At 72.2% G+C, this 11,586-nt stretch carries 11 protein-coding genes; 2 read left to right on the top strand and 9 right to left on the bottom strand.

Translation table 11 applies throughout. The features are described 5' to 3' along the window. Positions 1-225 precede the first annotated feature (225 nt). Together F0L68_RS09010 and F0L68_RS09005 are read left to right on the top strand one after the other, a co-directional pair. Positions 226-1,209: a chitinase gene (locus F0L68_RS09010; protein ID WP_149849034.1), complete on the top strand. Its 984-nt coding sequence runs from the start codon at positions 226-228 to the stop codon at positions 1,207-1,209. A gap of 98 nt (positions 1,210-1,307) precedes the next feature. Then, positions 1,308-1,640, top strand: coding sequence for an MGMT family protein (locus F0L68_RS09005; protein ID WP_149849033.1), 333 nt, complete (start codon positions 1,308-1,310; stop codon positions 1,638-1,640). A 46-nt stretch (positions 1,641-1,686) separates the two neighbouring features. Here F0L68_RS09005 and F0L68_RS09000 read toward each other — a convergent pair whose 3' ends face one another. The 9 genes from F0L68_RS09000 to F0L68_RS08960 all read right to left on the bottom strand — a co-directional run. After that, positions 1,687-2,043 carry a tetratricopeptide repeat protein gene (locus F0L68_RS09000; protein WP_149849032.1) on the bottom strand — a complete coding sequence of 119 codons (357 nt, stop codon included), beginning with the start codon at positions 2,041-2,043 and terminating at the stop codon, positions 1,687-1,689. 62 nt (positions 2,044-2,105) lie between these two features. Continuing rightward, the gene (locus F0L68_RS08995; protein WP_149849031.1) at positions 2,106-3,098 is read right to left on the bottom strand and encodes a pirin family protein; all 993 of its coding nucleotides are present in this window, start codon (positions 3,096-3,098) and stop codon (positions 2,106-2,108) included. A 121-nt stretch (positions 3,099-3,219) separates the two neighbouring features. Next, complete coding sequence (locus F0L68_RS08990; protein ID WP_223198622.1) at positions 3,220-3,945, bottom strand: sirohydrochlorin chelatase; 726 nt, start codon at positions 3,943-3,945, stop codon at positions 3,220-3,222. Beyond that, complete coding sequence (locus tag F0L68_RS08985; protein ID WP_149849030.1) at positions 3,942-5,096, bottom strand: uroporphyrinogen-III synthase; 1,155 nt, start codon at positions 5,094-5,096, stop codon at positions 3,942-3,944. The genes F0L68_RS08990 and F0L68_RS08985 overlap by 4 nt, the downstream gene beginning before the upstream one ends. Beyond that, positions 5,093-5,437: a nitrite reductase small subunit NirD gene (gene nirD, locus F0L68_RS08980; protein ID WP_149849029.1), complete on the bottom strand. Its 345-nt coding sequence runs from the start codon at positions 5,435-5,437 to the stop codon at positions 5,093-5,095. The genes F0L68_RS08985 and nirD overlap by 4 nt, the downstream gene beginning before the upstream one ends. Further along, positions 5,434-7,941, bottom strand: a complete 2,508-nt coding sequence (gene nirB, locus F0L68_RS08975; protein WP_149849028.1) for a nitrite reductase large subunit NirB — start codon at positions 7,939-7,941, stop codon at positions 5,434-5,436. The genes nirD and nirB overlap by 4 nt, the downstream gene beginning before the upstream one ends. A 132-nt stretch (positions 7,942-8,073) precedes the next feature. Next, on the bottom strand, positions 8,074-9,447 hold the full coding sequence (locus F0L68_RS08970; RefSeq protein WP_149849027.1) for a nitrate/nitrite transporter: 1,374 nt from the start codon (positions 9,445-9,447) through the stop codon (positions 8,074-8,076). A 118-nt stretch (positions 9,448-9,565) separates the two neighbouring features. Further along, complete coding sequence (locus F0L68_RS08965) at positions 9,566-11,011, bottom strand: FAD-dependent oxidoreductase (protein WP_149849026.1); 1,446 nt, start codon at positions 11,009-11,011, stop codon at positions 9,566-9,568. Next, positions 11,008-11,586 (bottom strand): molybdopterin oxidoreductase family protein (locus tag F0L68_RS08960; protein ID WP_149849025.1); only part of this gene is annotated, 579 nt, incomplete at its 5' end. The genes F0L68_RS08960 and F0L68_RS08965, both read right to left, overlap by 4 nt.

Raw genomic sequence — 11,586 nt, 5'->3', positions numbered from 1 at the left:
TGCCCAGGCCGGGGACGATTCCGGCGGTGACAAGGTCGAGGCGCCCCAGGGCCCGGGGCGCCTCGACCTTGTCCGTTTCGCGCCGGACGGCGGTCTCGTTCCGTCTACCTTCTTGACAGTGACATGTGGTCTAGGCCACCTTGGGTCCGCCCGAGAAAACCTGGGCACCGACGCCGGATCCGCCGCCTCGGCCGACGCGCTCACCAGCCCCTGCCTGGAGAAGCCATGAAACGACTGCGGCGGACTGCTCTTATCCTGCTCAGCGCCGGCGCGCTCGCCGCCGGCGTCACCGGCGGCCTCGCCCAGGCCGCGCCCTCGGTCACGGGGGCCGGCCCGGTGACCGCCTCGCCCTACCTGTACCTCGGCTGGGGCAACCCGCCGGACCCCGCGTCGGTCATGTCGGCCAGCGGCGTGAAGGCGTTCACGATGGCCTTCATGCTGTCCGACGGCGGCTGCAACGCGAAGTGGGACGGCAGCCGCGCGCTCAAGGGCGGCGGCGACGAGGCCGCGATCAAGAAGATCCGGTCGGCGGGCGGCGACGTGATCATCTCCTTCGGCGGCTGGTCCGGCGCGAAGCTCGGCGAGCACTGCGGCACCGCGAGCGCGCTGGCCGGGGCGTACCAGAAGGTCATCGACGCCTACGGCCTCAAGGCGATCGACATCGACATCGAGGACACCGAGTTCCACAGCAACGCCGTGCAGGACCGCGTGCTCGGCGCGCTGAAGATCGTCAAGCAGCACAACGCCGGGATCAGGACGGTGGTCACCTTCGGCACCGACACCACCGGCCCGGACTCCTGGGGCCAGCGGCTGATCAGCCGGGGCGCTGCGCTCGGCGCCGGCGTCGACGTGTGGTCGATCATGCCGTTCGACTTCGGCAGCGGCGGCAACATGGCGAGCCTGACGGTCAGCGCGGCCGACGGCCTGAAGAACCGCGTCAAGGCGGCGTTCGGGCTGTCCGACGCGGCGGCCTACGCGAAGATCGGCATCTCGTCGATGAACGGCAAGACCGACAACGCGGGCGAGGTCGTCACGTTGGCGAACTTCAACACGATCCTCGGATACGCGCAGCAGCACCACATCGCGCGCTTCACCTTCTGGTCAGCCAACCGGGACCGGCCGTGCGCTGGCGCTGGCGGCGACTCGTGCAGCGGCATCTCGCAGAAGCCGTGGGACTTCAGCAAGGTGATCGCGAAGTTCACCGGCTGACCACCAGATCTGCCCGACCGCACCACGCAAACCGGTCGAAGTAGGCGTTGTGCTCGGTCGAGCGGACGAGGGTCGGGGGTTGCTGTCACCCTTGCGTTGTGGACGAAGAACTGTTCGAGAAGGTCCGCGAGATCATCTGCGCGATCCCGGAGGGCAAGGTCGCCACGTACGGCGACATCGCCGACCTCGCGCGGGCACCCTCGCCGAGGCTGGTCGGCCGCATCCTCGCCGAGGACGGGGCCGACCTGCCCTGGCACCGGGTGTTGCGGGCCAACGGCACACCGGCCCCGCACCTGGCGGACGAGCAACTGCAACGCCTGCGCGCGGAGGGCGTCCTCGCCATGGACGGCAAGGTCAACCTGCGCGAGCACCGGTGGGCCGCGGTGGTCCCCGACACCTCAAAGGACACCCAGCCCGGCCTGTTCGACTGACGGGTGGGACACCTGTCGACAGGCGTCCCACCCCAGCACCCGCGGGTCACATGCGGGCGAGCGTCCTGGTCACCTCGGCGGCGACGTCGGGATCGCCGGTGATCGCGGCGGCCATCTTCAACTGCGGCAACGCGTCCGCGTGCCGGCTCTGCCTGGCCAGGGTGCGGCCGAGCAGCAGCCGGACGTAGCCGTCGGACGGGTCGAGGTCCACCAGCGTGCGCAGCACGCGCTCGGCCGGACCGAGCGCCGCCGACTGGAAGTGCGCCAGCGCAAGCTCGGTGAGCACGCCGCGGTCGGTCGGCTCGGCCTTGGCCGCCTCGGCGAGGTACCGCGCGGCCGTGCTCGGGTCACCGGACTCCCGGTGGTCGCGGCCGAGCCGCAGCAGCTCCATCACGTCGGTCATCGGGTCTTCCTCCTCGCGTGTTCTGTCGTGGGGCGTGTTCTGTCGTAGTGCGCGGCCGGCCGTCACGTAAGCCGCTCGTCCGCCGCGCTGTGGTGCGGCAGCCGCTCGGCGGGGATCGTGCCGAGCCTGCCGGCCTCGTAGTCCTCCACCGCCTGGATGATCTCGTGGCGGCTGTTCATCACGAAGGGGCCGTAGCGGGACAACGGTTCCCTGATCGGCAACCCGCCGAGCACCAACACCTCCCAGCCGTGCGCCGACGCGGTCGGCTGGCTCTCCGCCGCGCGCAGCGTCAGCGCCGCGCCGTGGTCGAGGACCGCGAGCTGGCCCTCCTCCAGTGGCCGACCCTCCGGCCCGACGGTTCCGCGCCCGGAGAGCACGTAGACCATCGCGGTGAAGTCGGCGGCCCACGGCAGCGTCAGCCGCGCGCCCGGGCTGACCGTGGCGTGCAGGTAGGTGATCGGCGTCCAGGTGACGCCGGGTCCCCGGTGTCCGGCCAGTTCGCCCGCGATGACCCGGACGAGCGCGCCGCCGTCCGCGCTGGACAGCAGGGTCACGTCGCGCGCCCCGATGTCCTGGTAGCGCGGGGTGGTCATCTTCTGCGACCTCGGCAGGTTCACCCAGAGCTGCACGCCGTGGAACAGGCCGCCCTTGGCGACGAGCTCCTGCGGCGGCACCTCGTTGTGCAGGATGCCGGAGCCCGCCGTCATCCACTGGGTCGCGCCGTCGGTGATGACGCCGCCACCGCCGATGGAATCGGTGTGCTCCATCGCGCCGTCGATGAGGTAGGTGACGGTCTCGAAGCCGCGGTGCGGGTGCCACGGCGCGCCCTTGGCCTCGCCGGGCCCGTACTCGACCGCGCCGAGGTGGTCGAGCAGCAGGAACGGGTCGGCCAGGGCGAGGTCGATGCCGGGGAACGGGCGGCGCACCTGGAATCCCTCGCCCTCGAGGAACTTCCGCGCGGTCACCACCTTGCGCACGGGACGCCACGCGGTGGTGGCCTCGGGGAGCTCCGGCAGCCTCGACAGGGTCAGCGTGTCTGCGGTCACTGCGGGCATCACTGCCTCCTTGCTGGAGCCGGCCTCCCCGGTGGCGGCCGTTCACTCCAGTCAAGGTAGTTGACCGTTAAATTATTCCGTCGATCCTTGCGCCCGAAGCAGGCCGACGGGTGTCCCGGGCTCAGGCCGCGTGCCGCGCTGCGCCAAGCGCCGCCCGATACCGGCGGAGCACGGCGTCCACGAGCGCCGGGTGCGCGCCGATCGGGTCCGCCACGACCGCGGCCCCGACGTCGTCCAGCGAGCGGTGGAACAGGCCCGGCGCGAGCAGCCAGGACGCCACCGCCGCCCGTCCGCCGCTCGCCGCGACCGCCTCGGCCACCGTCGGCGACGCGGTCGCCACGTACCCGACGGCCACCGGCCCGCCCACCCTGGCCGCCAGCAGCGCGGCGGCCCGCCGCGTCCCAGCCAGCGCGCGAGCGTCCGAGGACCCAGCCGCCGCCAGCACCACCGCGTCCCCGCGCCGCCAGCCGGCCGCCGCGAGCCGCGCGTACACCGCGTCGACCACCGCGGGATCCGGGCCGAGCGGCCGCGCCACCAGCACCTCCGGCCGTCCGCACGCGGCAAGCTGCGCCGGCAGGTCGACCCGGACGTGGTACCCGGCGGCCAGAAACGCGGGAACGAGGACGACGGGTCCCGGCGTCTCGCCCAGGACGTCCGCGAGATCGGGCCGCCGCACATCGGCGTAGGCGACCGCGACCGGCACCCCGCCAAGCCGCGACCGGACCGCCGCCGCGATCTCGTCGACCGCGGCCGCGCCCGCCGGATCGCGAGTGCCGTGCGCGACCAGGACGAGCGTCACCTCGGCGTGCCCAAGAGCGTCGATCCCGCGGCCAGGCAGCACCGTCACGCGGACGCCCCCGCCGGCGCCAACGCCAGGCGGTAGCCCCGCTTCACCACCGTGTGCACCAGCCGCGACTCACCCAACGCCGCCCGCAGCCGGCCGACGGCCGTCTCGACGGCGTGCTCGTCCCCGCACCGGTCCCGGCCGGAATGCCGTTGCAGCGCGACCAACAGCTCCCGCCGGGACACCACCCGGCCGCGCGCCGCCGCAAGCTCCCGCAGCACCGCCATGGGGGCGGGCGGCACCGGCCGCAGCTCGCCGTCCACCACGACCGCCTGGCCGCGCAGCTCCACGTCCCGCGCGCCGATCCGCAGGCGCACGGCCCGCCCAGGCAGCCCGGTCGCCAGTTCCCTTGCCAGCGCGCCGATCCTGGCCCGCGCCGGCTGCACCACGGGCACTCCCCTGGCGACCAGCGGCCCCGCGCAGATCGACCCGACGCAGGCGACCAGCACGTCCGAGCGCAGCGCGTCGACCAGCCCGGTCAGCCGGCCGCTGGCCTGCGCAGCGGCGAGCACGCTGGCGGCGGCCGGCGCGCTGGTGAAGGCCAGCGCGTCCACCTGCCGCGCCAGCACGGCGTCCAGCATTCGGTCAAGCGGCGCGGGATCGTCCGGCACGGTCCACCGGTACACCGGCACCTGGACGACGTCCGCGCCGGCCGCCAGCAGCGCGTCCACGAAGTCCGGCAACGGTTCCCCGTGCAGCTGCACCGCCACCCGCCGGCCGCGCACGCCGGACCTGAGCAGATGGTCGAGCAGTTCGGCGTTGCTCTCCGAGGCCGGCGACCACGTCTCGTCCAGTCCGGCCGCGCGCACCGCGCCCTTGGCCTTCGGGCCGCGCGCCAGCACCCTGGCCGCGCCGAGCGCCCGCAGCAGCCGCGTGCCGAGACCCCAGCCCTCGGCGGCCTCCACCCAGCCCCGGAAGCCGATGCCGGTGGTGGCCACCACGTAGTCGACGGGCTCCGCGAGCAGCCTTCTGGTGGCGGCCAACAACTCCGTGTCGTCGGCCAGCGGCACGATCCGGATGGCCGGCGCGTGCAGCACCGACGCGCCCTTGCGGGCCAGCAGCGCGCCGAACTCCTCCGCCCTGCGGGCCGCCGTCACGCCGATCGTGTAGCCGGCCAACGGCTGAACGTCCACAGTGGACTCACTGGAACTCATGGTGAGCACACTTGCACCACATCGTCGACCACCCTCGCCGGATAGACCTCGACCGACACGGCCGGATCGTCGAGGCACTCCCCGGAACGCAGGTCGAACGCCTGCTTGTAGATCGGGGACACCACGACCTGCCGGCCGGCCCGATCGCCGACGATGCCCCTGGAGAGCACCGCCGCACCGCTGAACGGATCGACGTTGGCAAGCGCGTGCACCTGGCCGTCGTGGGTGCGGAACAGCGCCACCTGCACGCCGAGCGGCAGCAGCGCGGCCGCCCCGCGCTCCGGCAGCAGGTCGGCGTGCCGACACACCGGGGTCCACACTCGTTCCTGTATCGCGGTCACTGCCGCACCACCTCCGGAATTCCGAGCGACACCGGCACGCGTTGGCCGCGCTCCTCGCGGAAGGAGATCGTGGCGTCCGGCGTTCCGGGCGCGTTGACGAACGAGCTGAATCTGGCGAGCTTGTCGGGATCGTCGAGCACCCCGCGCCACTCGTCGGCGTAGCCGGCGACATGCCGCGCCATGGCGCTCTCCAGTTCCGCGCAGATGCCGAGGCTGTCGTCCACGATCACCGCGCGCAGGTGGTCGAGGCCGCCGTCCATCGCCTCGATCCAGGTGGCCGTGCGCTGCAACCGGTCCGCGGTGCGCACGTAGAACATCAGGAACCGGTCGATCAACCGGATCAGTTCGGCAGCGTCCACATCGGACACCAACAGCTCGGCGTGCCTCGGCGTGAAGCCGCCGTTGCCGCCGACGTAGAGGTTCCAACCCTGCTCCGTGGCGATGATGCCGAAGTCCTTGCCGCGCGCCTCCGCGCACTCCCGTGCGCAGCCGGACACCGCGGACTTCAGCTTGTGCGGCGCGCGCAGGCCCCGGTAGCGCAGCTCCAGCTCGATGGCGAGGCTCACCGAGTCCTGCACGCCGTAGCGGCACCAGGTGGTGCCGACGCAGGACTTCACCGTGCGCAGCGCCTTCCCGTAGGCGTGCCCCGACTCGAAGCCGGCGTCCACCAGCCTGCGCCAGATCTTCGGGAGCTGGTCGACGGTCGCGCCGAGCAGATCGATCCGCTGCGCCCCGGTGATCTTCGTGTACAGCCCGAAGTCCTTGGCCACCTCGCCGATCACGATCAGCTTCTCCGCCGTGATCTCGCCGCCGGGAATCCTCGGCACGACCGAGTAGGTGCCGTTGCGCTGGATGTTGGCCAGGAAGTGGTCGTTGGTGTCCTGCAACGCGGCCTGCTCGCCGTCCAGCACGTGCCCGCCGCCGAGCGAGGCCAGCACTGACGCCACGGTCGGCTTGCAGATGTCGCACCCGCGGCCCCTGCCGTGCCGCTCGATGAGCTGGCTGAAGGTGCGGATGCCGGTTGACCGCGCGATCTCGAACAGCTCGGCGCGGGAGTGGTCGAAGTGCTCGCACAGCGCGCTGGACTGTTCGACACCGCAGTCGGCCAACAGCTGTCTGAGCATGGGAACGCAGGAGCCGCAACCGGTGCCGGCCTTCGTGCAGCCCTTGATCGCGGCCACGTCCGCGCAGCCGCCGCCGGTAATCGCGTCCGCGATCGTCGCCTTGGTCACCGCGTGGCACGAGCAGACCTGCGCGTCGTCGGGCAGCGCGCCGACACCGACACCGACACCCGCGCCGCCGCTCGGCGCGACCAGCGCGCCAGGATCGGCCGGCAGCGGGCGGCCGACCAGCGGCCGCAGCAGCGCGTACCCGCTCGCGTCGCCGACCAGCACGCCGCCGAGCAGCGTGCGCGCGTCGTCGGACACCACGAGTTTCTTGTAGGACCCGGAGATCGGGTCGTTGTGCACGACCTCGAGCGCACGATCGGTGACGGCGTGCGCGTCGCCGAAGCTCGCCACGTCGACGCCGAGCAGCTTCAGCTTGGTGGACAGGTCCGCGCCGGGGAAGGTCGCCGCGCCACCGAGCAACCGGTCCGCGACCACCTCGGCCATCGCGTAGCCGGGCCCGACCAGGCCGTACACCCTGCCGTCCAGGCACGCGCACTCGCCGACCGCGTACACATGCGGGTCGGCGGTGCGGCAGCCATCGTCCACGACCACGCCGCCGCGCTCGCCGATCGCGAGACCCGCGGCGGCGGCCAGATCGTCGCGCGGCCGAATGCCCGCCGAGAACACCACCAGGTCCGCGTCCAGCGTCGACCCGTCGGCGAGCCGCACCGCGCCGACCCTGCCGTCGGGACCGGCCACGACCTCCTTGGTCGACACTCCACAGTGGACTGTCAGCCCGAGCCGTTCGACCTGGCGGCGCAGCAGCGCGCCGCCGCCCTCGTCGACCTGCAACGGCATCAGCCTCGGCGCGAGCTCGACGACGTGCGTGTCCACCCCGAGCAGCCGCAGCGCGTTGGCCGCCTCCAACCCGAGCAGCCCGCCGCCGACCACCACGCCAACCGCCGAGGAGCCGGTGTCGGCGCGAATCCCGTCCAGGTCCTCGATCGTCCGGTAGACGTGACAACCCGGCAGGTCGTGGCCGGGCACCGGCGGCACGAACGGGCGCGAGCCGGTGGCCAGCACCAGCGCGTCGTAGCGGTGCTCGACCCCGGCCGAGGTGACCACCGTCCGAGCCGCCCGGTCCACGCGCCGCACCGGGTCGCCGAGCCGCAGCTCGACCAGCTCGTCGTCGGCGAACTCCGCGCCGGGCAACGTCAGGTCGTCGGCGCGCCAACCGTCCACATAGGAGGACAGCGCGACGCGGTCGTAGGCGGGCCTCGACTCCTCCGCGAGCACCACGATCCGCCAGGACCCGGTGCGGTCGCGCTCGCGCAGCGCCTGCACCACGCGGTGACCGACCATCCCGTGGCCCGCGACAACCAACGTTCGCGTCATGCCAGCTCCTCCCGACCCGCCGAGGCCAATGCTCACCGGGATCCGTGTCGTGCCAGGGTCTTCAACGTTGCGCGCCTGTTACGGAACACTCTCCGCGCTGGTCAACGAGCCGTGCGCGGCCTCTCAGAGCGCTCAGACTCCGACTGTCACCGGTTGCGGCACCGGCGCCACCGACGTCCGCAGGTAGACGGCCCAGGTGACGACGAAGCAGACGGCGTAGAAGGCGAGGAAGCCGGCGAACGCGGGGACGCCGCTGTGCGCGTTGGCGAAGGAGGCGCGGAACGCGAGGTTGATGAACAGCCCGCCGAGCGCGCCGACGGCCCCAGCGATACCGATCAGGGCACCAGACAGCCGCCGGGCCGTGGCGAACGCGGTGTCCTCGGCCGCACCGCCCGCAATGGCGGCGAGCGCCTTGGCGCGGAAGATCGCCGGGATCATCTTGTACGTGGAGCCGTTGCCTATGCCGGAGAACACGAACAGCGCGATGAAGGCCGCGACGAACACCGGCAGGGACTTCATGGTGGACGCGATGATGACCGCGATCGTGCCGAGGGCCATCAGCGCGAAGGTGGCGAAGGTGACCTTGGCGCCGCCGATCCGGTCGGAGAGCCTGCCGCCCAGCGGTCGGCTCAGCGAACCCAGCAGTGGCCCGAGGAACGTGAGGGCGGCGGCCTGCAAGGGGGTGCGGCCGAACTGGTTCTGGAGCACCAGCCCGAACGCGAAGCCGAAGCCGATGAACGACCCGAACGTGCCTAGGTACAGCAACGACATCACCCAGGTCTGCCGGTCCCTGACCACCTCGCGCATGGCCCCGGTGTCCCCGCGTGCCACCGCGAGGTTGTCCATGAACAGCGCGGCGCCGAGCGTGGCCAGCACGATCAGCGGCAGGTAGATCCACAGGACCACGCGGGGTTCGGTCGCGCCGGCCGTGCCGAGCACCAGCAGTCCGGCCAGTTGCACGACGGCCACACCGAGGTTGCCGCCGCCCGCGTTGAGGCCCAGCGCCCAGCCCTTGCGGTGTTCGGGGTAGAAGGAGTTGATGTTGGTCATGGAGGACGCGAAGTTCCCGCCGCCGACGCCGGCCACCGCCGCGACCACGAGGAACGTGCTCAGCGAGGTGCCGGGATGCATGACCAGCGCGGCCAACCCGGTGGGCACCAGCAGGAGTGCGGCGCTGATGATGGTCCAGTTGCGGCCGCCGAACCTGGTCACCGCGAGGGTGTAGGGCAGGCGGGCGAGCGCGCCGAACAGCGTCGGGGTCGACACCAGCAGGAACTTGTCGGCGGGTGACAGGCCGTATTTGGGGCCCATGAACAACACCATCACCGACCACAGGCTCCAGATCGAGAACCCGATGTGCTCGGCCAGAATCGAGAAGACCAGGTTGCGCCGCGCCACCCTGCGCCCGGTGCGCGCCCAGAACTCGGGATTCTCCGGCTCCCAGTGTTCGATCCAGCGCCGCCCTCGGCGTGCGGGACCTGCGGTGTCCGTCTCGGTGGTCGTCATGGCGCGGCCTCCTCCAGTCGGGTTGCGGTGACGCTACGAACGGCCCATTACCCCGGTGTGGCCCGCCGTGACACCGGCGCGAACTCCGCCGCACACCACGGAACGGACGCCGGTGAGGTCAGGACGTCGCCGCGAGCCAGTCCGCCAGCCCGCACACCGCGTCCCGGCAGCCGCCGCAGCCCGTGGTGGCCCTGGTCGCCGACGCGAGCCCCGCCACCGTCTGCGCGCCGCCCCGCCACGCGGCGACCAGCTGCCCCTTGGTGACCGTGTTGCAGCGGCACACCACCGCACCGGCCGGCAGGTCGGCCGGGCTGGCCGCCGCCGAGACACCCGGCGGCAACGCCCGCCCGAGCAGCAGCGCCAACCGATCGGTCGGCACTTCGAGGCCCCGGTCGTAGAGTTGGGCGATGGTCGCCGCCGCGTCGGGCGCGCCGAGCAGGATCGCGCCGGCCACCCGGTCCTCGCGCAGCACGAGCTTGGCGTAGTGCCCGCGCGCGGGGTCCTGGAAGCACAACACCTCGGCGTCGACCGAATCGACGTCCACGTGCACGTCGCCGAGCGCGGCCAGGTCGATGTCCCGCGCCTTGAGCCGGGTGATGACCGACGTCCCCCGATACCTCGCGGCGGGATTCGTGCCGGTGAGCAGGTCGGCGAGCACGGCGGCCTGCTCCCAGGCGGGCTGGACGAGGCCGGCGACCGTGCCGGTGTGCTGGGCGCAGTCGCCGATCGCGTGCACCCGAGGATCGCTGGTGCGTAAGGAATCGTCGACGAGAATCCCCCGATCGACGGCGAGCCCGGCCGCCGCCGCCAACCCGGTGTCGGCGCGAACCCCGGCCGACACCACGACCAGGTCGGCCGGCACGTGGCTGCCGTCGTCAAGGGCAAGTCCGTCACCGGCAAGGTACTTGGTGGCCAGCACGCCGAGCCGGAACTCGATGCCGTGCGTGCCGAGCGCCGTGGCCAACACCCGACCCGCGGTCCGGTCGAGCTGCCGTTCCATCAGGTGCCCCATCGGATGCACCACGGTCACCAGGCAACCGCGCCCGGCCAATCCCCTGGCCGCCTCCAACCCCAGCAGGCCTCCGCCCAGCACCGCGACCGGCGCGCCGGGCCGTGCGGCGTCGATGATCCGCTCGCAGTCGTCCAGGGTGCGAAAGGCCGCCACCCCGGGCGCGAGCGTCCCGTCCGGATCCGTCAGCCCCTCGGTCGGCGGAATCCACGCCGTGGAGCCGGTGGCCAGCACGAGCACGTCATAGTCCACAGTGGACTCATCGGACAGCGCGACACACCGCCGCGCCGGGTCGACACCCGCGACCGAGACCCCGAGCCGCAGATCGACACCGACCCGGTCGGCCCAGCCGGAATCGTGCAGCCGCACCGAGTCGACCTCCATCGACCCGGACAGCACGCTGGACAGCAGCACCCGGTTGTACGCGGCGTGCGGCTCCGCACCCACCACCGTCAACGCCACCCGCGCACCATCAGGGTCGCGGCGGCGAACCTCGTCGGCCAGCCGCGCGCCCGCCATGCCATACCCGACGACCACCACCCGCCTCGGTGTCACGACGTCCTCCCCGCGCTCGGCTGACCCGACTGATCTGGCTCGACCCGCACCGCGCACACCTTGAACTCCGGCATCCGACTCGTCGGATCCAACGCCGGATTGGTCAACAGATTCGCCCGACCCTCACCAGGAAAGTGAAACGGCACGAACACCACATCCAGCCGCATCGAACCAACACACCGCACCCGCACCCGCACCCGCCCACGCCGCGACACCACCCACGCCAACCCACCATCGACCAGACTGGCCCGCACCGCAGTGTCCGGATGAATCTCCACATACGCCTCCGGAGCCGCCGCCACCAACTCGCTCACCAATCGCGTCTGCGCACCCGACTGGTAGTGCGCCAATACCCGACCCGTCGTGGCATACAACGGAAACTCTGCGTCCGCAGACTCGACCGGGCCCCGGTGATCCACCGCGACCAACCGCGCCAACCCATCCGAATGCGCAAACCCATCCACAAACACCCGGGGCGTACCAGGGTGCCGTTCCGCAGTCACCGGCCAATGCCACGCCTCACCCGCACGCAACCGCCCATACGTGATCCCGGAAGAGTCCGCAGGACCACCAGC

Origin of the sequence: Solihabitans fulvus, from assembly GCF_008386585.1 — a bacterium.
GTDB classification, from domain to species: domain Bacteria; phylum Actinomycetota; class Actinomycetes; order Mycobacteriales; family Pseudonocardiaceae; genus Solihabitans; species Solihabitans fulvus.
The sequence above is the reverse complement of the archived record's forward strand: the minus strand, read 5'-3'. Positions and strand labels throughout refer to the sequence as shown.